The sequence below is a fragment of the Ensifer sp. Root558 genome (assembly GCF_001427045.1).
Lineage (GTDB): Bacteria > Pseudomonadota > Alphaproteobacteria > Rhizobiales > Rhizobiaceae > Ensifer > Ensifer adhaerens.
This window is the reverse complement of sequence record NZ_LMGC01000014.1, coordinates 39,924-65,847: the sequence shown is the minus strand read 5'-3', so window position 1 is coordinate 65,847 and position 25,924 is coordinate 39,924. Positions and strand designations below refer to the sequence as shown.

At 61.2% G+C, this 25,924-nt stretch carries 22 protein-coding genes; 3 read left to right on the top strand and 19 right to left on the bottom strand.

Annotated features, from left to right (window positions below):
* Positions 1-3: 3 nt before the first annotated feature.
* A complete protein-coding gene (locus tag ASD63_RS17605) occupies positions 4-1,230 on the top strand; it encodes a transporter substrate-binding domain-containing protein (RefSeq protein ID WP_060529591.1) in 1,227 nt (408 codons plus the stop codon).
* 534 nt (positions 1,231-1,764) lie between these two features.
* Here ASD63_RS17605 and ASD63_RS17600 read toward each other — a convergent pair.
* From ASD63_RS17600 to ASD63_RS17560, 9 genes are all read right to left on the bottom strand, one after another.
* Positions 1,765-2,946, bottom strand: coding sequence for a DUF2235 domain-containing protein (locus tag ASD63_RS17600; RefSeq protein WP_051659520.1), 1,182 nt, complete (start codon positions 2,944-2,946; stop codon positions 1,765-1,767).
* Between the two features lie 65 nt (positions 2,947-3,011).
* On the bottom strand, positions 3,012-4,766 hold the full coding sequence (locus ASD63_RS17595; RefSeq protein ID WP_060529590.1) for a lysozyme: 1,755 nt from the start codon (positions 4,764-4,766) through the stop codon (positions 3,012-3,014).
* Between the two features lie 1,171 nt (positions 4,767-5,937).
* Positions 5,938-6,993: an ABC transporter substrate-binding protein gene (locus ASD63_RS17590; RefSeq protein WP_034799967.1), complete on the bottom strand. Its 1,056-nt coding sequence runs from the start codon at positions 6,991-6,993 to the stop codon at positions 5,938-5,940.
* A gap of 17 nt (positions 6,994-7,010) precedes the next feature.
* Positions 7,011-8,153, bottom strand: a complete 1,143-nt coding sequence (locus ASD63_RS17585; protein ID WP_034799965.1) for an FAD-dependent oxidoreductase — start codon at positions 8,151-8,153, stop codon at positions 7,011-7,013.
* Positions 8,150-9,553: an NAD(P)/FAD-dependent oxidoreductase gene (locus tag ASD63_RS17580; RefSeq protein ID WP_060529589.1), complete on the bottom strand. Its 1,404-nt coding sequence runs from the start codon at positions 9,551-9,553 to the stop codon at positions 8,150-8,152. Before ASD63_RS17580 ends, ASD63_RS17585 begins: the two co-directional genes overlap by 4 nt.
* Positions 9,546-9,854 (bottom strand): (2Fe-2S)-binding protein, encoded by a 309-nt coding sequence (locus tag ASD63_RS17575; protein ID WP_244497253.1) that lies wholly within the window; start codon positions 9,852-9,854, stop codon positions 9,546-9,548. Before ASD63_RS17575 ends, ASD63_RS17580 begins: the two co-directional genes overlap by 8 nt.
* A 12-nt stretch (positions 9,855-9,866) precedes the next feature.
* The gene (locus tag ASD63_RS17570; protein ID WP_034799959.1) at positions 9,867-10,661 is read right to left on the bottom strand and encodes an ABC transporter permease; all 795 of its coding nucleotides are present in this window, start codon (positions 10,659-10,661) and stop codon (positions 9,867-9,869) included.
* A 4-nt stretch (positions 10,662-10,665) separates the two neighbouring features.
* Positions 10,666-11,538 carry an ABC transporter permease gene (locus tag ASD63_RS17565; RefSeq protein WP_034799957.1) on the bottom strand — a complete coding sequence of 291 codons (873 nt, stop codon included), beginning with the start codon at positions 11,536-11,538 and terminating at the stop codon, positions 10,666-10,668.
* Positions 11,538-12,596, bottom strand: coding sequence for an ABC transporter ATP-binding protein (locus ASD63_RS17560; RefSeq protein ID WP_034799951.1), 1,059 nt, complete (start codon positions 12,594-12,596; stop codon positions 11,538-11,540). Before ASD63_RS17560 ends, ASD63_RS17565 begins: the two co-directional genes overlap by 1 nt.
* 335 nt (positions 12,597-12,931) lie before the next feature.
* On the opposite strand from ASD63_RS17560, the gene ASD63_RS17555 reads away from it, so the two are divergent.
* Entirely contained in the window at positions 12,932-13,756 is an 825-nt protein-coding gene (locus ASD63_RS17555) for an IclR family transcriptional regulator (RefSeq protein WP_034799949.1), read from the top strand.
* Between the two features lie 205 nt (positions 13,757-13,961).
* On the opposite strand, the gene ASD63_RS17550 is transcribed toward ASD63_RS17555, so the two are convergent.
* The 10 genes from ASD63_RS17550 to ASD63_RS17505 form a co-directional block, all read right to left on the bottom strand.
* Positions 13,962-14,705, bottom strand: coding sequence for an amino acid ABC transporter ATP-binding protein (locus tag ASD63_RS17550; RefSeq protein ID WP_034799947.1), 744 nt, complete (start codon positions 14,703-14,705; stop codon positions 13,962-13,964).
* Entirely contained in the window at positions 14,702-15,676 is a 975-nt protein-coding gene (locus tag ASD63_RS17545; RefSeq protein ID WP_034799945.1) for an amino acid ABC transporter permease, read from the bottom strand. Before ASD63_RS17545 ends, ASD63_RS17550 begins: the two co-directional genes overlap by 4 nt.
* A gap of 58 nt (positions 15,677-15,734) precedes the next feature.
* Positions 15,735-16,565: a transporter substrate-binding domain-containing protein gene (locus tag ASD63_RS17540; protein ID WP_060529588.1), complete on the bottom strand. Its 831-nt coding sequence runs from the start codon at positions 16,563-16,565 to the stop codon at positions 15,735-15,737.
* Between the two features lie 139 nt (positions 16,566-16,704).
* Entirely contained in the window at positions 16,705-17,094 is a 390-nt protein-coding gene (locus tag ASD63_RS17535) for a carboxymuconolactone decarboxylase family protein (protein WP_034799942.1), read from the bottom strand.
* Entirely contained in the window at positions 17,087-17,896 is an 810-nt protein-coding gene (locus ASD63_RS17530; RefSeq protein ID WP_034799940.1) for an alpha/beta fold hydrolase, read from the bottom strand. The genes ASD63_RS17535 and ASD63_RS17530 overlap by 8 nt, the downstream gene beginning before the upstream one ends.
* A gap of 2 nt (positions 17,897-17,898) precedes the next feature.
* The gene (locus tag ASD63_RS17525; RefSeq protein WP_060529587.1) at positions 17,899-18,975 is read right to left on the bottom strand and encodes an LLM class flavin-dependent oxidoreductase; all 1,077 of its coding nucleotides are present in this window, start codon (positions 18,973-18,975) and stop codon (positions 17,899-17,901) included.
* A gap of 34 nt (positions 18,976-19,009) precedes the next feature.
* Positions 19,010-20,524 carry an aldehyde dehydrogenase gene (locus ASD63_RS17520; RefSeq protein ID WP_060529586.1) on the bottom strand — a complete coding sequence of 505 codons (1,515 nt, stop codon included), beginning with the start codon at positions 20,522-20,524 and terminating at the stop codon, positions 19,010-19,012.
* 1 nt (position 20,525) lies between these two features.
* Positions 20,526-21,521, bottom strand: coding sequence for a flavin reductase (locus tag ASD63_RS17515; RefSeq protein ID WP_060529585.1), 996 nt, complete (start codon positions 21,519-21,521; stop codon positions 20,526-20,528).
* 180 nt (positions 21,522-21,701) lie between these two features.
* Complete coding sequence (locus ASD63_RS17510; protein WP_060529584.1) at positions 21,702-23,504, bottom strand: helix-turn-helix domain-containing protein; 1,803 nt, start codon at positions 23,502-23,504, stop codon at positions 21,702-21,704.
* 171 nt (positions 23,505-23,675) lie between these two features.
* Positions 23,676-25,130: an amidohydrolase gene (locus tag ASD63_RS17505; protein ID WP_244497252.1), complete on the bottom strand. Its 1,455-nt coding sequence runs from the start codon at positions 25,128-25,130 to the stop codon at positions 23,676-23,678.
* Positions 25,131-25,320: 190 nt separating this feature from the next.
* Between ASD63_RS17505 and ASD63_RS17500 the strand changes: the two genes are divergently transcribed.
* On the top strand, positions 25,321-25,923 hold the full coding sequence (locus ASD63_RS17500; RefSeq protein ID WP_060519031.1) for an amino acid synthesis family protein: 603 nt from the start codon (positions 25,321-25,323) through the stop codon (positions 25,921-25,923).
* The last annotated feature ends 1 nt before the right edge of the window (position 25,924 follow it).

The window sequence follows — 25,924 nt, the reverse complement described above, 5'->3', positions numbered from 1 at the left end:
CCGATGCGCCCACTGCTCGCCAAATTCGTCGTCGCCGCACTCGTCCCAGCGCATGTCCTCTCTTACACTGCGCGTGCTGAGACGCTTGACAGCGGTGAGATTAGGATTGGGGTGCGCGAAGATGCGCGACCCTTCATCTGGCGGGACCAAGACACCAAAGGCTATCTCGGCTTCTTTTGGGATATCTGCACCGAGGCCGTCCAGCGTGCGGGATATCATTTTAGCGAAGAGGGCGTGGACGCAAAGAAACGAGCCGCGTTCCTGAAAACAGGCGACGGCGACTACGACCTACTTTGCGATCCGACGACGATCACGCTCAAGCGGATGCAGAACTTCGCCTACAACGGGCAGGCACCCTATCTTGCGTTCTCGCCCATCGTCTTCGTGGCGAACGGCTCATACGTCAAGGCGCATCTCGATCCACGTTCGTCAGAGGCAGCCGGAGACCTTCCCAAAGACGCACCGCCCAAACCGACCTGCACGGACGTGTTCAATTGGCTGAAACAGGCAAAGGGCGAAGATCCGAAGACGAGAAGATGGTCGTCGGTGCCCGCGAACCAAGCCACCCCGCCCAGTACGACCCAACCTGCAGCAACCGCCGGAAACGGCCTTCTCGGCTGGCTGGAACAGAAGTTTGATTTCACTCTCCAGCAGCCCACGAAGGAAAACACCGAGAAGAAGAGAACCTTTGAGATCTGGGGCTACGTCAAGGGATCTACGATCGGCGACACGCTGAAATCCAATGCGGCGCACCTGACGCAGGACAACTGGATGATCTGCCCGCGAGAAATCGACTCGCATTCCGAGGCGGCGGAGGAATTTTGTAACGGTCGGCTGGCCCGCTATTTCGGGGATGTCGATATCATCAAGGCCGCACTTGCCGACTATGGCGAACGTACCGGTACCCGTTGTGCTGCCGACACCACACCGACCACGGAAGGCACATACGAGCCCTACGCCCTCGTAGTCTCATCTCGCCGTTTCCCCGATTTCCCCGAGCGCATCACACTTGCGCTTTACGGCATGTTCGAGGACGGAACCGTCGAGCGACTGTTCTCAGGTCATTTTCCCGGGACGCAAAAGTCTCAACATCTCGCCACCCTGTTCCGGATCAACAGCATTCCGGCGGGAAGCGACATGACTGAGAAGCCTGGGTCTGGTGCCGGTGCGCAGCAAGATCCGGTGCATTTGCCCGAGGTTTCGCAAAGCATTTCGAAGACGGACCGCTAGCCGGCGCCGACGACGCCGCATGTGGGCCGGGATCCGTAAGCTCAAGAATACGGACGAGGCGACCGGCGTCACGGTCACTGGGACTAACCACCGATCGCCTATTCTGCCTCGGCAGCGTGACCGCAAGCCCGCAAGGGCCTAGAACGTGCCTAGCCGCTCGCTTACCGGCGGGCAGTGCACGATTGCTGGCAATGCTGGTCCGTGCGGACACGTGAAGCGGATTGGACCATGGCAGTAGGTCACGGGCACCACCTGGCGATCTCTTTTTTGCGGCGCATTCTCGGGTGGGCCATCAGGCTAGGGCCCCCTGAAAGTTGCTCGGCCCCAAACGCTGCGGCACGGACGTCCGGCTCCACAAAACCGATGACGGTGCAATGCGGTTGCGAATGTGCAGTGTCGCCTTGACCTCCGGCTCAGGTGAAATCCATTCCAGCTTTGGCTTCACGAGCGGCCAGACGAAAATGCACGGCAAGACCTCCTCGTCTTGCCGTGCATCGTCCCGTCCAGCCCCATGAACCGGGCGTGTAGGTATTTTCAAACGGTCGCGACCTGGGCAGTCTGAGCCGCGATCACATTGGGCGCCACTGGGCGCTGCCCCCGAACCGGGACATTGAAAAGCGGAGCGAGATTTCTGGGCTTGTAGACTTGCTGCGCGCGCGCCGACGGATCGTCGTCCGGAGAAAAGGAAACTGTCTGCCCATAGCGCGCGATCACGCTTTCATGAAGGGATTCGTTGATCGTGCGTTGAGCGATGCCCTGTCCATCGCGCGGCCGGTAAAGCGTTTCGTAGTAATTCACCCTGAACGGCTTCTCGCAGATTTGCCGGAATGTCGGCGTCAACCGGTCCTTAAGCGACCAGCCTGCACGCGAGTCGTGATGCGGGGCGCTGACGTCGAGTCCTTTCGGGAGCATCGTCCAGTCGATCACAAGCCCGCAGGCCTGCGCCTTTTGCGCCATCCAGACCAGCGGGATATCGGCCAGTGAACGGTCGACATACCCTCCGCCAACGTCTCCATGGCTGCCTGCGAACCAGACCTGCTCTATCTTGCAATTGGCCGGGACGTCGCCTGTCCAGAGCGTCGGCACGAACTCGTCTCGCGACTCATCGATGGCCATCGCGTGGTAGGCGTGGCGCGTTATCTTTGAGGCCGTGGTATTGTGGAATCCATATTCCCTGTAGTTGAAGCTACTGAAAATGTGGCTGGGGACGCCCAGCGCGCCGACCGTGTCCCAGACCCCGAGCATCGTGACTTCGACATCCAGGTGCGCATCCGTCGAATATCTATCAACGAAATCCTTCGGCGACCGGTCCTCGGTGGTTCTGTAATACTGCCAGGCGTTGCGCAGATCCCCGAGCCGCTGCCGTCTGAGAAGTCCGCATGAGGCGATCAGGCCCGCCAGGCTGCGCGCGGAAAAGGCGCCACGCGAGAAACCGAACAGATAGATCTCGTCGCCTGAAACATAATTCTGGGCGAGGAACATGTATCCGGAGCGGATGTTCTCATCCACGCCAGTGCCGATCGCGCCATCCAAAAGGCGTTGAATTTGCAGGCCGGACGATCCGATACCGCGCAGGTACAGGACAGATTGCGGAATACCGCCTCTTTCGTCCTGGCAAGCGCGAATGGCCCTCGCGATCCGCGCGACATTCGTTTCGGAACGGGCACTATCGGCGTCGTTCCAGGTTCCGTCGAAACAAACAACCAAGCGTTTCATCTCTTTTTTCCTTTATGGCCCTGATGTGCGTTTCCCTGTTGTCTTGGCGTGAGCAGCCGCGGTTCTCACGCGGCCGGCGCTTCAAGCCCGCCCCGAAGGGCGCGGACCCATTTTTCAACCTTGCCCATCACGCCCCAGCCGCTGATCGCGGCAAAGACAGGGAAGGCGGCCGTTACAAGCTCGCTGCCGAGCCCTCCGCCAGCATGCGTCGCCGCCGCTGTGGCGCCCGCGTTCGCCGCCCCCTCGATCAAGGGTGCAGCGATCGCCGTGACCGGCGCCAGCTGCGGAAAGAAGATTGGCAGAAGGGTCGTGGCGAGCATGCCGATGGCACCTATCGCGGTCTTGCGGCCGTCGAGCGCATTCCCGAGCGTCTTTCCGAGCGCACCGTTGACCGGCGTCAGGTCAGGGTCGCTGACCGATGCGAGCGGGTCCGGTTTCGCGCCATTCAGGACAACGCCATTGATCGTCGGTTGGGTGACAAGTGCCCGCAAGACATCGACCAGCCAGGTCATGTCGCCCTGGTTGGCGGGCTTGTGTCCGCGCGACATCGCAGCGAGCGCGAGGATCTGTTGCAGCAATTGTGCGGGGTTCGCCTCGGTCGTCGCCGGAGCCGGTGCCGGCTGCGTGATAACAGGCATGGTCGTTTCCTCCTGTGGGACATCGTCCTGATCGACGAGCAAGTAGTAAAAAGTCTCCTGTCCATGCTTCTTCAGCAGACCGTCTAAGAGGGTCTTGAATTCGTTCCACTGATGCGGTGGGACCGTCTGGCAACCGAGGCTGGAGGTGGACGTGACGCCGCCGCGGTGGAGATTGATCCAGAAGCGGCCATCCTGCGAATCCGTATCCTCACCGGTTTCATCGCGAATGACCGTGCAGTCGCTGTCCTGCCGGAAGGCGGGATAGGGTCCGTTCTTGCGCCCAAACCCGTGTAGACCGGGTCTGTACCGGATCGCCTGGCGTGGCTTCAGCCGCGCGATACCGCGACCGAAACGGCTGGGGTCCGTATTGGCGTTGAAGTTGTGGACACCGCTCGGCTCGACGATGAAGATCGCGTCGTCGTAGACGCCGCGATCGTTTGCGCTCTCCTTGCCCATCGAGTTGAGGTAGTAGCCGCGCACGGCGACCAACGTCACAGCGTCATCACGCCCCTCTTCCGGGATGAGGTTTCTAAACTCCTGAAGCACGGTGTTCGTGAGCGCGGCGGATTGCTTGGGCCGGTTGAGCGGGAGAAGCTGCGAGATCGGATTGGCCAGCAGTTCTTCGGTGGTCTGTTCTTCTTCCGAGTTCGGGGCACCCCCGAGGAGCGTCTCGATCTGGTCGGCGGTGAAGATTTCCTCCGGGCCGCCCCTGCTCTCCAGAACGCGGATCTTCGGGCTGCCATACTCTCCCTTTGCGAACATGGCTGCTTCACGCTCGCGACGCGCGACCAAGCCGTCGAGCACCTTGCCGTTGCTCTTGTTCCAGCGCGCAAATTCGGCGGCCGCGCCAACAGCGTCTCCGGCATTGAGCTTCTGCGTCAAGCCTGCCTTCGATATCGCGCCCGTATTGAAGTGCCACGACACAAGGGCATCGAACTGATGCTGCGCCAGCGGGGTCCTGACGGCTGCCTGAACCTGCGCCTCGAACTTGGCAAGATCGGTGCGGAAGATGTTGATCGCCTCCGTCAGGGTGATCGTCAGGCCGGAGCGGGGAACAGGTGGACCGGCCGCCGCCGTATGTCCGGCGCCGACCGTCATGGTTCCTGTGCCATCGTTGTAGGCTGATAGGACGATTGCCTCTTCGGCGAGCATGGCGCATATGCCGCGTACACTTGTCTTCACGGAAGCCTCCCATCGTTTTTGTAGCGCGCTGTTGCCCGCTAGTTCTGCCGCGGCCGATGGTCGGTTTGCTGTGCGTTCAAGTTGGCACGGTCACGCCACGCGGGACCTGCCAATCGCCCAGACCAACGCCAGGGCATGTCCAACCGCCGTCGGGCTCTCCTTCACATTGGGACAGAGCCGTCAGATGGTCGTCGGGTTTCGTATGCAACACTATGGAAAAGATCCAACCCGTTGAAAATTCAACGAGAAATGTTTACTTTGGCGACAAAACAAGGATATCCGTCGGATTTTCGGACGAAAATCCCTGACATTTAGTATCGGACATAGCCTTTGACTGAATTTATTCAGCCAGCCTTTCGATACTTTACATGACGAGTGCCGACGAACCTGTTCCAAATGTAACAGTTAATTCCAACAGAGCTCGTTACAATTGTGAATGATATACGCGACAGCTCGATTATAGAGCGGGGGCAGCCATGAGCGCCATGCCGCAAGCATCCCACTGGCTGTGCTGCTTACCCGGATGGCATAGGTTCAAAAACAATTGCACGACGTTGGTGATTTGCGCTGTTTGTCGCGAGACTAGGTCGCGACCGTCGGGAGAGGCACTACATGCGTTACCGCTTCGCATTTCCCCAATGATTTGATCGTTTCAGTGTACATATTGCGAGCGCCGATGCCTCACAGCCACATCGCAATCACTACGTGGCGGAGCCGCCCCCGACGAAACGTTACGCGATTTTTCTAGCGCTCGCGTCGCGTCATTGGCTAAGCCCAATGTATTACGCAAAGTGTCCATTTGGGCGGGTTGCTATGCGGTTTCCCGATCGGCAAACTGCACCTGCATTTGCACACACCGCCATCCTATTTCGACGCAGCCGCCGTTGCGTTTACGGTTCATGTTTCCGTGCAACTGCTTGATATTTATAAAACTTGTTACCGACAATATTTGAGCGCGCGAGCCTCCGCCCCCCTGCGGAGGCTCATTTTCGTTGTGCGCACGGCGTACGCTAAACCGGTTCTCTGTATATTGTTCTTGGGTCAAGCAAGCGCGCCAGCACCTCGTTCGCGCCGTCGTTGACTGGATTTTCCGGTGCATTGCCCGGGAACCCATGTCGCACCGCCAGGCGCGCCTGCGCGCCTGGTGGACCGATAAGCGTTCCCGCCATACCTACCGTTCGATCATGCGGTTCCAGCGCTTGTTCCATTCCTGCCGGTTCTGGTTGATCGCATCCCAATCGAGGACCTTGGCGGTCTCCATGTTGGCCTTAAACGTCGAGAGCTTCGCGTTTGCCGCATCTGTGCCGGCCTTGGCGTTGATGTTTGACGGGATGATGTTGCCGTGGTCGAGCGCCAGGCTCTGTGCCTCGGCGGAAAGCAGGTAGTGGGCGAGCTTCTGACTGAGTTCCGGTTCGCTGTTGTTGGCGATCACGCATTCGGTGACGGCGAGCACCACGGAGCCTTCCTTCGGCTGGGCGTATTCCACTGGAATGCCCTTGTCCTTGAGGTTGTTGACGGCCGTTGGGGTCAGCGGGAAGATCGCTGCCTCTCCGGTCTGCACCATTTCGGAGATCTTCGCCGAACTCGGGATGAACTCGATGACGTTCTTGCCGATCGTATCGGAGAACTTGTCGAAACCCGGTTCAACGTTGGTCTCGTCGCCGCCCTGGATGCGGTTGAACATCAGGAAGGCGTGCAGGCCGAAGCTCGATGCGGAAGCCGACTGGAACACGACGGCGTTTTCGAATTTGGGATCGGCCATGTCCATCCACGAGGTCGGCGCCGGCCAGCCCTTCTCGTCGAAGAGCTTCTTGTTATAGGCAAGGCCAGTCATGCCCATGTCGACGCCGATCGCCATGTCGTCTTTCAGGCGGGCAGCCATTTGGATCTGGTCAAGCACCGGATCAGCAGCAATCTTCTGGCAGAGACCGCCGCCGATGGCGCGCACCATTACGCCATCGTCAAGCAGCATGACATGCATCTGCGGATTGTCCTTGGCGGCGGTTGCCTTGGCGAGGATGTCAGCGGATGTGCCGGGTACGACGACGACCTTGACGTCGTTCGCCTTTTCGAAAGGCGGCAGCACGTGCTCCGTATAGGCGCGTTCGAAGTTTCCGCCGTTCATGCCGATGTAGAGCGTCTTGGTTTCCGCCGAGGCACAATTCTGCTGCACAACGAACGCCAGCAGTGCGAGGGCCGTGGTTTTGGTAAGCCGTTGGTCGATCATGGTATTCCCCTTTCTGTTTACAACGAGGCTGCAGTTTCGGCCGCCACCTTGCGGAAGCGGCCAATGGAAAAGGCGTCTATCGGCGTAGTGCTGCGGCCCGCGGTGACGAGTTCTGCGAGCACTTCGCCGACGGCGGGCGCGGTCTGAAAACCTGCGCCGCAGAAGCCAAAAGCGTGGAAGAGGCCTGATGTCGTCTCGCTCGGGCCGATCACCGGGTTGCCGTCGGGCATTTCCGCCTCGGTTCCAGACCAGAAGCGGATGACCTGGGCTTCAGCCAGATGCGGAAAGAGCGTGATTGCACGCTGCATGACGGAGGATGCAGCCGTCACCGACGGACGCGAATAGTCGGGATCGCCAAGCGGCAGGCCGCGACCGCCCCCCATGACATAGTTGCCGCGCGCCACCTGCCGGCCATAGAAGCTGCCGCCCTGTTCACCCATGCTGACGGGCAAACGCAATGGCAGAGGTTCGGTGACCACCATCGAGGGATAGATACGTGTCAGCGGTACAGGCTCGTTGAAATTCGCGGCAAAGCGGTCGGACCAGGCACCGGCGCTGTTGACCAGTTGTTGGCAGCGGATCTCGATGCCGTCGCCGGCGAGGATCTCGAAACCGTTTCCGGTCGCAGCGACCTCGCGCACCGGCGTCTGCTCCAGTACCATCGCGCCGGCGCGCTCGGCGGCTCTTGCGAAGGCGGGCGCAACGAGACGCGGATTGGCGTGGCCGTCATCGGGGCAGAGCGACGCGCCGACCGCCTGGGCGGAAAGCCAGGGGAACCGGTGCGCCAACGCCGAACCGGCAACGAGCTCAAGCCCCAACCCATAGTCCCGAACCGTCTGGGCATAGGCTTCGAGCTTGGCGAAATCCTTTTCCGTGCGGGCGAGCTTCAGATGGCCGGAGCGCATGTACTCGGCATCGATGCCGACCATTGCCTTGAGTTGCGGCCAGATACCGTGTGCGCGCTGCGACAAAGGCAATTGTTCGGGGGCGCGGCCCTGCCGGCGCACGCCGCCATAGTTCACCCCGCTCGCCTGCGCGCCACAATAGCCCTTATCGATGAGGGCGACTGAAAGCCCCGCTTTACGCATGGCAAGTGCTGCGGAGCTGCCCACCAGCCCGCCGCCGATGATCGCGACGTCGACGGAGATGCGCCAGCTCATGACCGAGCCTCCGCTTTTACGGCAGCACCGAAACCAAGCGGGATCGGCTTGACCGGCGCCTGAGCGCGAAGGCGACCAACCTCACCGGGCGAAACGCCACAAAGCCCGCTCAACAACTCGGTGGCAGCGGCGGAACACATGCGCCCCTGGCAACGTCCCATCCCGACCCGGCTCAGCGCCTTCAGGCGGTTGATCTCGCTGATGGAGCCGCTCGCAATGGCGCGGCGTCCTTCTGCAATGGTAATCTCCTCGCAACGACACAGCGTCGTCTCGTCCGGGACCCTCTCGAACCAATCAACCGGGAAGGGAAAGGCACGTTCGAGGATATCACGCTGCCGCAGGATCGCTTCGCGAGCCGCCAGCAGGCGCGCTCCATCCGCTGATGCTTTCCCCGCATCCTCGAGCAGAGCGGCCGCGGCGAGCTCGCCCGAGACTTCCGCCGCATCGGCGCCGGCAATTCCGCTGCCGTCACCGGCAACGTATACGTTGGCCCGGCTAGTGCGCCCCATGGCGTCTCGCTCAGGCAGCCACACGCGATCGCGCTCGTCAAAACAGAAACGGCAGCCGGCAAGATCGGCAAGCTGGGTTTCTGGCCGAAGGGCAAAACCGTAGGCGAGCGCGTCGCAGGATACCGTCTCGACGACCTCACCTTTGCTTGCCCGCCGACGGAAGCGAAGACCTTCGACCTGGCCCGTCCCGAGGACCGCCTCCGGCCGCACGCCGTTGCGGATCTTCACGCCGGCCAGCTGGAGCTGGAGCCCGTAGAAAACACCAAGCCCGACGATGCGCGGCGCATGGATGGCAAGCGACAGCAAGTGTCGCTTCGACGTGATGGGTGCTGTGTCGAGCACCGCCTCCACGCACGCGCCGGCCTTCATATATTGCCAGGCAACGAGGTAGAGCAGCGGACCGGAGCCCATGAAGACGATGCGGTCGCCAATTGTGCAGCCCTGGGCTTTCAGCGCCACTTGGGAGGCGCCGAGCGTGTAAACTCCAGGCGTCGTCCATCCCGGAAATGGCAGCACGCGATCGGTCGCGCCGGTGCACAGGATCAGTTGCGAAAAGCCGATCTGCCGATGCACGCCGGCCAAAAGGACATCGAGCTGATTGCCGTGCTCAGCCGCCGAAACATTCCAGACCAGCGTTTCGGGGCGATAGTCGATCGCAGGCAAGAGTGCCTCGAAAGCCTCGTGTAACCTTCTTGCCTTGCCGGCTTCCGAACCATAGCGGCTGCGATAGGATCGACCCTCGTCGATCAGCGGGCGTCGATAGATCTGCCCGCCAGCGCGCTGACCTTCGTCAAGCACGATCGGCCTGAGACCTGCGCGCACGAGGCGCTCGGCGGCGCGTATGCCTGCCGGTCCGGCGCCAACGATGACGGGCTGCAACGGCTCAGTCATGGGCCGTCTCCGACACCGCGCCGAGATCGGTGATGAAAGCCATGCCCGCGAGCAAGGCGGTGCTGCAGGCGCGGACGCGGCTGCCTTGCGCCGTCATCACATAACAATCCTGACAGGCGCCGATCAGGCAGAAGCCGGCCCGCTTCTCCCCGGTGAATTCGCTCTGTCTCAGGTGACCGCTCACCGAGAGTATTGCCGTCAGCACCGTGTCGCCACGGCGCCCGGTTTGGGCCGTTCCGTTCAATGTGAAGGGCACGGGTGTCTCGTCCAGGCGGTAGCGCCGCCGAAGCAACGGGTTCATCGACATCGGATATCAGCCCTTGCCCACAAGCAGCCGGTCGAGACCGAACAGGCGATCCAGGATGATCATCGTGATGGTGGCGAGCGCGATCATGAGCGTCGAAACGGCCGCCATCATCGGATCGATGGATTCGCTTGCGTACATGTACATGCGGACCGGCAGCGTTACCGTCGACGGCGACGTCACGAAGATCGACATGGTCAGCTCGTCAAAACTGTTGATGAAGGCGAGCAACCAGCCGCCGCTGACACCTGGCAGCATGAGCGGCATGGTGATCCGGCGAAACACCGTCCACTCCGCAGCCCCCAGCGTGCGCGCCGCATTTTCGGCGTTGCGGTCCATGCTGGTGAGTGACGCCAGGATCAGCCGCAGCGTATAGGGGGTGACGACGATCGCATGGGTGGCGACAAGCCAACCGAAGGACCCGCCCATGCCCATCAGCGAGAAGAGACGCAGGAAAGCGACGCCGAGGACCAGGTGCGGAATGATCAGTGGCGACAGGAAGAGCGCGTTCAGCGCCTCACGGCCGCGGAAATCGTAGCGGGTGATCGCCAGCGCCGCCGGAACCGCAAAAACGGTGGAGATGGTGGCTGACAGCAGGGCGAGCCTTACGCTGTTGCCGAAGGACGACATAAAGTCGGCATGATGGAAAACCGCCTTGAACCACCGTAGCGACAGCCCATTCCAGGGCATCGCCAGGGTGTTTTCCGGCGTGAAGGCCACGAGGCAGACGACCACCATCGGCGCCAGCATGAAGACGACGACAAGGCTATGGAATGCGAGAGCGATGGGTCCGTTTCTCTGCATGGCTTCAACCCAGCTTGCGCTTCGCCTGCCGCTCGATGAGGCGGTTATAGGCGAGCATGATGACGAGATTGGCGACAAGCACGATGATCGCGATGGTCGCACCGAGCGGCCAGTTCAGCTCGATCAGGAACTCGTCGTAGACAAGTGTTGCCGCCATTTTCAGCCGCCGGCCGCCAAGCAGGCCGGGGATGGCAAACGAGCTTGCCGAGAGTGCAAAGACGATGAGGCTGCCCGAGAGGATGCCGAGAGCCGCCTGCGGAAAGACGACGCGACGAAGGGCGGTGAAGCGCGAGGCGCCGAGGGTGAGCGCTGCCGCCTCGACCGTCGGGTCGAGTTTCTGCAGAACGGTCCAGACGGGGATAACCATGAACGGCAGCATGATATGGACGAGACCGATGACGATCGCCGTCTCGGTGTAGAGAAGCTGCACCGGGTCAAGGCCGACAATGGCAAGCGCGCTGTTTACAAAGCCGTTCTTGCCGAGCAGCATGCTCCAGCCGAAGGTGCGCACCACCACAGAAACAAGCAGCGGGCCGATGATCACGAGCAAGAAGATCGACCGCCAGGGCTTGCGCATGTTCGAGAGCACGTAGGCCTCCGGCACACCGATCGCCACCGTGATGACCGTCGTCAGAAGCGCAAGCCGCAATGTCCGCCAGAAGGTCGAGAGATAATATTCGTCCTGCAACACCGTGAGGTAGTTGGCGAAGGTGAAGTCGCTCTGGATCCCGGCGGTATAGTCATAGCTGTTGAAGGAGAGGATCACCGTCAACAGAAGCGGCAAGAGCACGAGGCCGATGAAGAACAGGGTGGTCGGCCCGGAAAGAGCCAAGGGCGCGAGCTGGCGCGGCTTGATGGCGGAGGTAGCGGCGCTCATCACTTGGCCGCTCCCGCCAGCACACGACAATCGGCACTCTGCCAGGCAAGCCCAACGGTTTCGCCTTCCATCGGCGGCGGCGCACCGAGATTGGGAACAGCAACGGCAAGAACGCCCGCCGATGTCTCGGCGCTGACCAGCCATTGGCTCCCCATGAAATAGCGTGTCGTCACTTTCCCCTGGATCTGACCCTCGCCGGGCTCGGTCAGCCGGAGCTTTTCCGGGCGGATGAAGATCGAGACTTTGCCATCCGGCTCGCGGCGGTCGGTGTTGAAGCGGATCGGCGTGTTGTCGATGCTGATCGACGCGCCCTTGCCGTTGAAGGACGAGGTCGCACACATGAAGTTGGACTTGCCGACGAAGGACGAGATGAAGTCGTTGCGGGGATGCTCATAGAGTTCGTAAGGCGTATCGACCTGGGTGATGCGCCCCTTCTCCATGACGACGACGCGATCGCTGATCGACAGCGCTTCAGCCTGATCATGGGTCACCATGATCGTCGTGATGCCGACGGTCTGCTGGATGCGGCGCAATTCGAACTGCATCTCCTCGCGAAGCTGCGCATCGAGGTTCGATAGCGGCTCGTCAAGCAAAAGCACCGGCGGATTGATGACAAGCGCCCGGGCAATCGCCACGCGCTGGCGCTGCCCGCCCGACATCTCGCGCGGGTAGCGATCGGCAAGCGCCGAGAGATGGACCAGCGACAGGATCTCCTTGATCCGTTTGTCGCGCTCCGGTTTTGCGACCTTGCGCATTTCGAGGCCGAAGGAAACATTCTGCGCCACGGTCATATGGGGGAAGAGCGCATAGCTCTGGAAGACTACGCCCAGTTCGCGTTGCGGCGGCGGCAAATGAGTGATGTCGCGCCCGCCCATGGTGATCGTGCCCGAGGAGGGACGCACGAGCCCAGTGATCATCTGCAGGGTCGTCGTCTTGCCGCAGCCCGAGGGCCCGAGCAGCGAGATAAACTCGCCCTTTTCGACCGCCAGATCGAAATCATGAACGGCTGCGACTGATCCATAAAACTTGGAGACCTTCTCAAGGTTCAGGAAACTCATGCTCATTCTCCCCTGGGTCGCTACCCCTGAGATCGCCTGCCCCATTTTTCTTGTCGGCGATCCCGGCGGCTGCGACACGTCGTCAACCATCGAACCTTCCTTCAGGCGTTGAGATCTCCGGCGTACGCGAGTGCACCGATAAAGGCACGGTTTCGCGCTCGGAATAGCCTCTCGGCTATTCACGTCTGGCACATCCACCCCTTGAAGAAGGCTTGTGTGAATTAACTCCAGGAAATTGACGAAAAACACAAATGCAATTTTCTATTTCGGAATTTTTTGTTAGAAAAATCCGATATACGGAATTATGCCACGCAGATTTTGAAAGATTTTCGCAAATGTCGGAACCAGAGAACGCCGGAAGCTCCAGCCTCACCAAGGCGATCCACATCCTGAAAGACCTCGCAGATAACGCGAGCGAGGGTGTGCGGGTCATCGATCTCGCGCGGAGGCTGAATCTCAGCCAGCCATCGGCGCATCGGCTACTGAAGACCCTGATTGCTGAAGGCCTCGTGGAGCAAATGCCAGAGGGGAAATCCTACCGCCTGTCGCTGGAGTTCTTCTCGATCGCCTCGCAGGCGCGCAGGCGAGAAGGCATCCTCGACATCGCCCGGCCGTCACTCTTGAGGCTGTCCGCCACCTTCAACGACACGGTCTTTCTGCTGGTGCGCAGCAATTTTGACGCAATCTGCCTCGACCGCGTCGAGGGTCCCTTCCCGATCCGCTCCTTTACCGGCGACATCGGCGGCAAGGTGCCGCTCGGCATCGGCCAGGGCAGCATCGCCATCCTCGCCCACCTGCCAGAGGAAGAACGCGAGGCGATCATCAAGTTTAATATGCCTCGCATCATGGACCGGGCGGCGATCGACGAGGTGGACCTGCGCATCAAGATCGAGGAGGTCAGGCGGATCGGCGCAGCCCAGATGAACTTCGAGATGATCGAGGGCATGGCCGGGCTCGGCGTGCCGGTTCTTGACCGCAACGGCATCGCCGTCGCCTCCTTGAGCATCGGCACGCTGGCATCGCGCCTGACGGAAACGCGAAGCGGCACGATCACCGATCTCTTGAAGGCAGAGGCGCAAGCGATCAGCAGTAAGCTCAATCCTTTCGACCCGACCCTACGTTATCCGGCCTCCGCCTTGCGGGCCGCGCAGAAGGGCTGAACCTTTTTGCGACTGAACTACGGGCGGTACCTGCTTTCCGGCGGCTCGCTGACTGTGATGGAAATTGCAAATATCACAGGCTTCGCGGACACAGCGCATTTCTCGCGTGAGTTTCGCAAAGCGTTCGGAGACACGCCGAGCGCGTTCCGCGCATCAGAACGCACCAACGAGCATCAACTGGTAGCTGAAACTGTTGGGCGCCGAGCTAATGCTTCAGGATCTGACCGAGAAACAGCTTGGTCCGCTCGTGTTTTGGATTGTCGAAGAAATCATCGGGCCTAGCCTCCTCGAGAATCTGTCCCGAGTTCATGAAGATCACGCGATCTGCGACGGCCCTGGCGAACCCCATCTCGTGGGTGACGCAGACCATCGTCATGCCGTCCTTTGCCAGGCTCGTCATGGTATCAAGGACTTCGGACACCATCTCGGGGTCGAGCGCGGATGTCGGTTCGTCAAACAGCATCACGGCCGGCTGCATGCAGAGCGAGCGCGCGATCGCGACGCGCTGCTGTTGGCCGCCGGAAAGCTGGATTGGAAACTTGTGGGCCTGTTCCGGGATGCGTACCCGATCGAGGAATGTGAGCGCCCTTGCCCGCGCCTCCGCTTCCGGCACGCCGTTGATCCACATCGGTCCGACCATGCAGTTCATCAGCACGGTCATGTGCGGGAAAAGGTTGAAGTGCTGGAACACCATGCCGACGTTGCGGCGCACATCCGAGACATTGCGCATCTTCGGATGCAGGTTGATGCCGTTGACGACGATCTCACCTTCCTGGTGCGCTTCCAAGCGGTTGAAGCACCGGATCAAGGTAGATTTGCCGGATCCGGACGGACCGCAAATCACGATGCGTTCGCCCTTGCGGACCGTCAGGTTGATGTCGGTCAGCACCTGGAAGGCGCCGTACCACTTGGAAACATTTTTGACGTCGATGATGGTCTCGGCGCTCATCTGACCTTGCTCCTGGCATAGTGACGTTCGATGCGGGACTGGATCAGCTCGAGAACGATAGACATCGTCCAGTAGAGCATGGCGGCTGATATGAGCATTTCCATATGCTGGAAGGTCTTCTGGCCGAGCGTCCGTGCGAGAAACATGAGCTCCCAGACACCGATGACGGAGACCAGCGAGCTGTCCTTCAGCATGGAAATGAACTGGTTACCGGTCGGCGGGATGATGACCGGCAACGCCTGAGGCAGGATGACCTTGCGCATCGTCAGCCCGAAGCCGAAGCCGATAGAGCGCGACGCCTCCCACTGGCCGCGGTCGATGCTCTGGATGCCGGAGCGGAAGATTTCCGTCATGTATGCGCCGTAGCAGAGCGAAAGTGCCAGAATACCGGCCGGCACCGCGTCGATGATGAAGCCGAGCTGCGGCAGGCCGAGATAGATCAGATAAACCTGCATCAACAGCGGCAGACCGCGAAAGAAGGACGTGTAGAAGCTCGCAATCGCATAGGCGAAGCCGTTGGTCGAGAGCTTGGCCACGGCGCCAAGGATGGCGATCGCCGAGGCAATCACAATCGAGATCGCCGAAACATAGACCGTCGTCACCAGCCCTTGCGTGATGAGGAACGGCAACTTTTCCTCTATGAAGGGCAGGCTGAGATCGAAGGTCTGGAAGAAGGCGAGGAACAGCGCCAGCAACTCGAGCCAGACGACCACGATCTGGACCCTGAGGCTCGCAAAGCCGATCAGGACGATGTTGAGGCAGAAGAGCACCGCCACGACGAAGGCGGTCGCAAAGCGGCCGTAGAATCCGCTTTCGAGCGGCTCGCCGATCACTGGCCGCATCAATTCGCCCATCGTTGTGCCGGTCAGGCCGAAGGCCGTGAAGGCAATGAGGACGGCAGCGAACATGCTGGCCACGAACCATGGTTTGTGGACGAGTATTTCGGACTCGACAGTATCGGGATAAAGCATCTTTGGTCCCTTTGGACAACGTGCGGTCCGGCTGCCCGGACCGCCAGACATGGCTGCCTTACTTCACGACGGTGTAGTCGACGCCGTACCATTTCTCCGACAGCTTGCTCAGCGTGCCATCGTCCTGCATCGCCTTGATCGCTTCGGCGATCTTGTCGCTCAGCTCCTTGTCGCCGTGTTCGACGGCGACTGCGAGCGGTTCGTAAAAGACCGGGTCGCCAACCTGCTTGATCGGATAGCCGGCCTTGATTGCGTCGCGAATGCTGGGCAGCGACGATACGACTGCGTCGAGCCGCACGCCGTCACCGAGGCGCAAATCATCGAATGCGGTCGTCGAGTTGGCGTAGGACTTCACCTCTTTCGGCTTGAAGGTGTATTCGAAGGCAGGTGCGCCAGCAGCGTCGAGGGTCAGATCCTGTTTGGCATAGGCTTCGAAGGTGGACGTCGCCGTCGCGCCGACGATCTTGTCGTCCAGATCGATCAGGCCGACCACAGGGCTGTCCTTGTGCACGGCCACGGCGGCCGGGGTGTAGTAGTAGACGGCCGGGAAATCGAAGACCTTGGCACGCTCCTTTGTCGGCGTCATCGAGCCGACATGCATGTCCCAGCGCCCCTGCCAATTGCCGGCCGTGATGATGTCCCAGCCGGGGGTAACAAACTCGACACCGACACCCAACCGCTTGGCGAGTTCCTTGGCGACATCGACATCGAAGCCGTCCATCTCGTTCTTTTCGTTCATGAAGGACTGCGGCGCCCAGTTGGCGTCGGTCGCTACCTTCAGTGTCTTTGCATCGAGCACGTGGTCGAGTACGGCACCGGCGTGGGCCGGAACGATCGCGAGCGACAAGGCAAACGATGCCGCCGCGGTGAGTTTTGCGAATGTGTTCATGTTGTCGTTCCCTTTTTCGTTCTGGTTTTTGACAGGGTCCTCTTCCTGCCATCGGGTTGATCTTGAGTTCTGAGCCCGCCATCCGTCTTCCGGCGATACGAGGTAGCGCGGCGCTGCCCCTTCCTAAAAAACGTGGAAGTCAGCGCTCTCCTTTTTCAGCCATCTCGTCGCGGACGCGCCGGGCCACACGGAACGCTTCGACGCCTGCGGGAATGCCGCAATAGATCGCGATCTGGACGAGTGCTGCGCGAAGCTCTTCGTCGGTCAAACCGTTGCGGATCGCCCCGCGAAAGTGGACGCCGAATTCGTGCATGCGGTTGAGCGCTGCAAGCATTCCGAGGTTCAGTAGGCTGCGGCTCCTCAGATCGAGGCTTTCGTCCGTCCAGACGGTGCCCCAGCAATGTTCGTTCAACAGATCCTGAAAGGGCCGCGAGAAGGCATCGCTGCTGCCGATTGCCCCATCGACATAGTCATCGCCAAGCACCTGGCGTCGGATGGCCTCTCCCCTTGCTCGCAGTGCTTCATCCATCGACCGTCTCCCCCTGGCTCATGAACTCGCCCATCAGCGTTGCCACGACGTCGGGCGCCTCGATCAAGATGGAATGGCGAAGGCCCGGCAGGATACGAAGCTCGGACCCGGGAATGCGCTCGTGCATGTAGCGCGCCATGCGCGGGTTGGAGCCGGCATCGTCTTCGCCGGTAGCAATCAGCGTTGGGCATCGGATCTGGTCGAGAAAGCCGCCGAAATCCGTTTCCGCCAACACACGATAGGCTGCCGCGTAGCAGTCGGGGTCGTTTTCGGCGTCCCGCGCCCTTAGCCGTTGGATCACCTGCGGGTTGTTCTCCTGGAACTCTTCCGTCAGCCAGCGCGACAGCGAGGCATTGTGATGGTCGGCAGGCGTTCCGTCTCTGAGGGCGGCGAGGCGGTCGAGAACCCGCTCACGCTCGGCCGGCGTGCGGCCGGCGACGGTCGACAAGAGCGCCAGCCTGCGCAGACGTCCAAGGTGGGTCAGAGCGAGACGCTGGGCGATCAGGCCGCCCAGCGAAAAGCCTGCAAGATTGAAGGTCGGGAAGCCCGCTGCGTCGGCAAGCCCCAGCGTCTCGTTGACGAAGTCGTCGATCTCGTAGCGGCCCTTGACCCGGCTGGAGCGGCCATGACCACGAAGGTCGAATGTCAGGATCGTGAACCGGTCCTTCAAACGTTCGACCACGCCCGACCACGCTTCGAGATAGGAGCCGACGCCGTGGATGCAGACGAGCGGTTCGCCTTCTCCCTCGATGCGGTAGTTGAGCGTCACCTCTCCGACGGTATGGCGCTGAGCTCCTGCCATGTTCAGGCACCCACCGCGATACGCTTCTGTTCCTTCTCACGGGCCGCGAAGAAGGGCATGATTTCGCTGACAAATAGCTCCAGCGTCCGCTTCTGCAGCTCGAACGGCAGATTGAAGGTCAGGCCCAAGCAATACTGGTCCACACCGGCGGCCTCATAGACCAACAGCTTCTCGATCGCTTCGTCCGGCGTGCCGAACATCAGGTTCTTGCGGATGTTGTCCGGATTGTAGTTGTCCTTGCCCTTGACCGCTTCGTAGGGCACTGCCTCGGGGAAGCCGTTGTGCACCGTGCCGATATTCTGCATGAGGTTTTCGAAGGCGCGGCCGTAGTCCATGCTGTGCTTGACGGCACGTTCCCACCCATCCGGCCGGTCGTAGACGCAGGTGCGGCGCTGCATCATAAAGCGCGGGCGCGGCACCTCCGGATGATCGGCGACCGTCTTGCGAAATTTCTCGGAGAGCACGTGGATTTCGGCTTCCGGCGCGGAGAGCGGCGTCGATAGGATACTGGCGCCGTTTGCGATCGCCCAGTCGAAGGTTCCGGGATCGCGCGCCGCCACCCAGATGGGCGGGTGGGGTTGCTGCAGCGGCTTCGGCACTGCCGCCGTGACCGGAAACTTCCAGTATTGTCCCTCATGGGCATAGTCGCCGGACCAGAGCTTCTTCACGGCCGGCACGATCTCCTTCATGTAGGCCACCCCCTCCTGCTGCGGAATACCACCCGCCATACGGTCGAACTCGTACTGGTAGGAACCGCGCGCGATCCCGAACTCCAGGCGGCCATTGGTCAGGTGATCGCAGAGCGCCGACTCGCCGGCGAGCCGGATGGGATTCCAATAGGGCGCGACCAGAGTGGAGGTGCCGAGCCGGATGCGATCCGTGTGCTGCGCGAGCCAGACCAGCGTCTGGAACGGATTGGGGGAGATCGTGCATTCCAGCGTATGGTGTTCTGCAGTCCACAGCGTTTCGAAGCCGCCTTCGTCGGCAAGCCGCGCGAGTTGCAGCAAGTTGCTCTTGACCTGCTCCATCGGAATATCCGGGGAGAAGCGTTCCATCGTGAGGGAGACTGCGAACTTCATGTTTTCTGCCTTTCCTGTGCCCGTGCTTTTGCTGTCACTTCAGACGGATGACGAAGGGGTCCTGCATCGCGGCGGAGTAGTCGACGATGACGTTCTTCAACCGCGAGAACTCGTGCATGACCTCGAACCCGCCGCGCCGGCCGTAGCCGCTTTCCTTGAAGCCGCCGTTGGCAGACATGAAAGACGCGGAGCGGTAGGTGTTAATCCAGACGGTCCCGGCATCGATCCGGTTGGCGAACCGCAGCGCCCGGTCGATGTCCTTTGTCCAGATGCCGGAAGCCAAGCCGTATCGCGTATCGTTGGCGAGCCGGATCATCTCTTCCTCGTCGCGGAACGGCATGACGCCGACCACCGGACCGAAGAGCTCGTCGCGCATGAAGGTCATGTCGTTTTGCGCATCGACCATCACTGTCGGCTCGAAATACCAGCCCCCTGACGAGAGCCCTTGCCGCTGCGGACGCCGCCCGCCGGCGGCAACGCGCGCCCCTTCCTTGACGCCGGAGGCCACGTAGGATTCAACCTTGGAGAGCTGATCGGCGAGCGCGAGCGGACCGATGTCGGTGTCCTCGACCGCCGGGAGACCGACCCGTATGCGTTGCGTTCGGGCGACGAGCGCCTCAACGAAGCGATCATAGATGCGCTCCTCGACGAAGCAGCGGGAGCCGGCAACGCAAGTCTGGCCAGCGGCTGCGAAGACCCCGGAGACGACGCCGTTGACCGCATGTTCGATGTCGACATCACCAAAGACGACATGAGGCGACTTGCCGCCAAGCTCCATCGAGCACGGAACAAGGTTCTGCGCGGCGTTGCCGGCGATGCGCCGGCCGGTGGCCGTGCTGCCTGTGAAGACGTATTTCGCAACGCCAGGATGACGCGTCAGCGCCTCACCGGCGCTCTGGCCCGTACCCGTCACGACATTGACGACGCCGGCGGGAAAGCCCGCCTCGTGGATCAGTTCCGCAAGCGCCAAGGTCGAGGCGGTCGCATGTTCCGAGGGCTTGATGACGACCGTATTTCCGATCGCCAGGCACGGCGCCAGCGTGCCGGTCAGAAGCATCAACGGCGAATTCCACGGCGTGATCATGCCGACGACGCCCAAGGGTTCGCGCAGGTTGAAGTTCAGCGTATCGAGACGATTGATTGGAATGGTCTCGCCCTGCAGCTTGTCGGCCATGCCCGCGAAATAGTGGTAGCTGTCTGGCATCGAGCGCATCTGCGCCCGGGTTTCCTTGAGAAGCTTGCCGTTGTCGCGCGTCTCGATCTCCGCCAGCCTATCGGCATTGGCGCGAACAAGTTCGGCGAGACGGCGCATCAGCGCGCCGCGATCGGTCTGCGTCATCCGGCGCCAGGCCGGGTCGCGGAAGGCGGCGGCGGCAGCAACGACGGCTGCCCCGACATCGTCCGCACCTGCTTCAGCAAAATGATACCAGGGCTCGCCCGTCGTCGGGTCGAAACTGGCGATGTAGTTGCCGTTCTTCGGCGCGACGAACTGGCCGCCGATGAACAGCAACTGGCGCGAACCCTCGATGGAATTGACCGTCGTCTTCATTTCATTGTCCTTGGTCTTGGGAGGTCTGAAGCCAGGTGCGAGCTTCGCCGTCGATCATCGCCACACGGCCGCCATCGTCGGAATCCATGTAGATGCCGAACCGACCGGCTTGCCGCTCGCGCACGTAGCGGCGCAACATGGACCGCAGTTCGTGCGTCGCGATCGTATCGTCAGGAAGATCGTCGAGCGGGAAGAAGCGCAGATCGGATGGCAGGCTCGTGCCGGCGCCGCCCTCACCCGCCAGCCGTGCGCGATAGACCAGGTAGCCCGGATCGCTGTCGGCGACATCGAAGACCGAGTAAAGGAAGGTCTCGTCCGGGACGAGGCTGAGCGCGTCGCCACCGTCGATGACGAGCTGGCTGTCCGCTTTGCGGCGCCGTGCTGACGGCAGAACCCAGCCGCCCTTGCCATCCGAACGCAGCAGCAAGCCTTCACCGGCCTCGATCAGATAGCCGATGATCATCCCATGCGACGCAAGCCAGCCGTTTGGCAGCGGGTCCTTCACACTGGCATAGCGGCCGCGGCAAAAGCCGAGCGGTGCGGTGGGACTGGTGCCGAATGCGCGAACCTGGCCGATCAGGATTGCATGGTCGCCGGCGTCCACGGTGTTGTAAGTCGTGCAATCGAACCAGGTCAGGCTGTCAGTCAGGACCGGCGCGCCCGTGTGGATATGATCGTGGGTCACCGACTGGAATTTGTCGGGGGATTTCGAGGCAAAGTTTCCCGAGACGTCGACCTGTCCTTCATGGAGGATATTGACCGCAAAACATCCCGCATTCGTGAAGGCAGGATAGCTCGACGCGGATTTCGCGACGCAGACCAATAGCAGCGGCGGATCGAGCGAAACCGACGTGAAGGAATTCGCCGTCATTCCACGCGGCGTGCCGTCTTCGTCGCGGGTGGTGATGACGGTGACACCGGTTACAAACGTGCCGAAGGCGCGACGAAGCGCAATCGGATCAATCGGCACGTCCGTCGATGCTGCTGTCTCAACCATGCGCTTCTCGCCTCCTCACCATCAAGTTGGTTGGAGGCTAACGCCGTGATGGCGACCATGCTTCCATGGCTTCAAAGGAGGAGCGAAGGAACTTCTCCATCGATCCCGAGGAGACCATCAAAGGCGCAGAAGATCGGTGGCGACGAGGTCACAAGGCGATACTTGGCCGATGAAGATAAGCTAACTGCTGGCGGTAGAGCGGTTGTCGATGACGCCGTGCAGGCGGATCGCGAGCTCGACGGCAAAGCGCTTTTCCGGCGTCTCGACATCGACGCCGAACAGTTCCTGGATGCGCGCCAGCCGATAGCGCAGCGTCGTCACATGCAGGCCCATAGCATCGGCACAGGCCTGATTTCGGCAACCTTCCTGCAGATACACCGACAGGGTTTCGAGGTAAGGAGTACCGTTGTCACGGTCGTGATCGGCAATGGCGCCCACGCTCTCCTGCACGAAGCCGCGCACGTCGCCCGCCTCGCAGGCGGCGACCAGCATCGGCAGCGGGCCGAAATCCTGGGCGGAGACCGCCCCGGTCAGGCCGAATGAACGCCCGATGCGGATCATCCGGGCGCAGCGCTCCCAGGCTGGCGGATAGTCCGAAAGGGCCGCACACCGATTGCTGGCGACGACGATAGGTGCCTCGTCGAAATAGCGGCCGAGTTCCTCGGCGATACGCCGCGCGAGCTTTGTCGTGCGCTCTTGCCGCTTACCCGTATCATGAGGGACGAGGCAGACGACGCCGCCCTCGACCGCGATCAGGTTTGCCTGGACGGATGCCTGCTGCATGACACGCGAGAGCGTGTGCTCCACATCGACAGAAGCGCCGCCAAATGCCTTCGTCTTATCCGGAAAATCGACGACGATCATCTGCTGAGGCGTTGAGAAGCTGAGCCCGAGCCGTTGAGCCCGCTGGGCGACATCACCGGCATTACGCCACCGCGCCTCCACGATCTCGAAAAAGAGTTCGGTCTGCGTCCGCGTCTCGAAGCGAAACCGGATGAAGCTTCGCATCATCTGCACGCTCAATGCAAACTTGGCGCTGTCGAGCATCAGGAGATCGAGATCGCTGAATTCGCGGGTCGTCGGGAAAATGATGAGCGCCCCAACCAGTTGATTGTCGACCATCAGCGCTTCGATGCGGGCCGTTATTTTGAACCGTTGCGTGCCGTCGTCGAGGTAGAGGCTCACGGCGTCGGCCGTCCCGCGCTCGACGGCATCACGGGCCGCCTTCATCAGCGGCCGGCTAAGAACGGTAGCGGCCGCCTGCTGCCAACCAGCCTCGTCGTAAAGCGCATTCGGCGACCGGCCAGCAACGACCTGATTGGCCGTGAAATCAACGACGACGGCCGGGTTCGGCAACATCTTCCCAACCATGCTGGAAAGCGATGCGACCGACCCGTCGCTCAACACATGTTCGAGCAGCGACGTATGCGCCTCCAGCGCGCGTTCCAGCCGCTGGGCGGATCGCTTCTCAGCTTCGAGACGGTGTTCCCGTTGGACGGCGATGGCGCCGAGGTGGATGATCGTGCCGAGAAAAGCAAGGTCGTCCTCCGACACTTCAGTCACCTCGCGGGCGATGACGCTGAGCACCATCGGGCGGCCCTCAGCATCCCTGCAGTTCATCGGCATGACGAGCACCGTTCGATAGTCGCGCTCGAAGGCCTCTTTTCTGTAGCCCGGAAACTCGCCCGACGCACGCGCGTCCCTGATATAGACGGGCTCATTGCGCTGCAAGGCGATCAGGGAGGGGCTGGTCGCCAGCTCCCACTTGTCGGGCAGCTGCCGCTCGATCAGCGTTGGATCATGGCGCACGATGACATAGGCGTACCCATGCGCAGCGTCGATCCCCATGATTGAGCCTAGGGCCCAGTTCGCATGGCGGCATGCAGCGGCGATGAGCTGCTGCAATGCCGTCTGAAGATCGCTACCGCTGTTAATCTGGCTCGCGATGTCGCGGAGCGACAATATCCGGGACTTCTGATCCAACTGCCTCGCCTCTTGATTTCTATCAATCAACATGCGCGCCGGTAGTGGACAAGTCTACTTCGTTTCGATGGATATCTTCGGCCAAACTTTCTATGAAAGGTAGTATCTTCATCGCCGAGTTCGAGGTCATCGAACTGGCGATGACCTCGAAGCCGCTATCCCATTCAGGCTTCAGTCAACGCCGGCTTTTTCGAGCACTGAGATCGCCAGAACCTTCGCCCCCGTCTTGATGGAAGTCTCCGGGGCCGGAGCGAAAAATGGCGAATGATTGGAGGGAACGGGCCTGTTCTCTTGGCTGGCTTTTTCAACCTGTTCGGGTGAGGTCCCGCCAACCCAATAGAAAATGGAAGGCACGCCTGCTTCTATGAACTCGGGATAGGTCTCGACGCCCAACGTCGGCTGGACCGCGGTCGGGACGTAGACGACGCCGTCAAAGGACGCATCCAATGCCGGCCTGACGTCGCCGATCAGCTCTGACGAGTTCGTGCCGGCCACAGCGCCGCCGCCGATGCGCAGCAGTTCGGGTTCCGGCGCCATGGCCGATTGCGCCGTCGTCTTGGCGACGCGCTGCATCGCCTCCAGCAGCAGCTTGCGCGTCTCCGGGGTGGTCGAACGCATGGTCAACTTCAGCTTGGCCTGATCGGGGATGATGTTGCCCGCAGTCCCCGCCTGAAAACTTCCGACCGTAATCACGCCCGGTTCGCGCGGATCCTTCTCACGGCTCACAACAGCCTGGATATCGGTGACGAAACGGGCCCCCTGGACGATCGGATCGATCGAGAGATGCGGAGCGCTGCCATGCGCCCCGCGACCCTTGAAGGTCAAGTCGAACGTATCGGAGTTTCCGCTGAAGGCACCGTCCTTCACGGTTATTTTGCCGGCGGGATCACCGTTCACGTGCATGGCGAAGCCGAAATCTGGCTTCGGAAACTTCTCGAACAGGCCGGCCTTGAGCATGGCCGTTGCGCCGCCGCCGATTTCTTCGGCCGGCTCACCGACGAGGAGCAGCGTTCCATGCCAATCATCCTTCATCTCGACCAGCAATTGGGCCGCCCCAAGCCATGACGCCATATGGATATCATGGCCGCAGCTATGGGCGACAAAGACCTTTGCCGTCTCATCTGTGTTTCCAGGCCATTGGGTTGCCGGCACCTGTACGCGGCTGGCGTAATCGAGCCCGGTCTTTTCCTCCATCGGCAGCGCATCGAGTTCGGTTCGCAGCATGATCGTCGGGCCGTCGCCATTCCTAAAGACACCGACGAGAGCGGTACCCGCACCGAAGCCGACGGTCACCTCGAAGCCAAGCTTCTCCAATTCTGCCGCCAGACGCTTTGCCGTCCGTGTCTCATGAAAGCCGAGTTCAGGATTGGCATGGAGTTCCTTGTAGACCTTCTCGAGTTCCGGATACTTCTGGTCGATGAGCCTATCGAGCCGTGCGCTCTCGCAGCGTAAGCTGTGCCCGCGGAAAGCTGCAGGACAAGCATCAAAGCGGTCGTGTTCGCCAGTAACGTCTTCATTTGGTTCCCTTCCATCTGGTGGTCGCCTGTTGGCGGAGCCATGATGGGCGGGCGCAGAGACGGGCGCATTCTCACGGACGGAGGAAGACCGATGCCATTTTTTCTCCACTCGGAACAAAGGCCCGAAATTTCCTCCATAAAGAAGACGGTCTAGATTTCGCTCATTGAGCGGAGTCGTTCAACGCAGGGATATCCTTGTTTTTGCAGCAACGACCGGTGCCCACTTCCTCGAAACAGAGGAAGAAATGCCCAAGCGAGCCGGTAAGTTGTCGCAAGTTTCCACTATCAGCGGCGTCCCAATGACCCTCGGCATCCGAAAAATTTGCACCTTCCTGGAAGAAACCCTTATCGAAGGCGGCAAGATAGCGCCGCGCCCGGTCAACGTCGTCTTGGTGGCTGCAGTGATCCAAAACCCCTGGGCAGGGCGAGGCTTTGTCGAAGATCTGCGGCCGGAAATCACTCGCATCGCCGGTGAACTTAGCCAGGAGATGACGGGCCGGCTGCTCCGCCAGATGCCTGCGGATAAGGTCGAGGCTTGCGGCAAGGCCGCGGCCGTCGGCATCGCCGGTGAGATCGAACATGCCTCGGCGATGATCCACACGCTGCGCTTCGGCAACCCCTTCCGCGAAGCGATCGGCGGCACGAACTACCTCGAATTTGCCAACACTCGTAATGCGCCGGGCGCTCTGTTGTCGCTGCCGATGATGCACAAGAGTGAGAACGGCAAACGATCGCATTTCCTTACCGCCAACTTCCAGATCGCCGACGCCCCCGGCCCCGACGAGATCATCGTTGCCATCGGCGCTGCCGATAGCGGTCGCGCGCACGCGCGCATCGCCGACCGTTTTCAAGACATCGCGGAAATGGAAGCAGAAAAGGCGGCATTGCTCGGAAGCGCTTGAC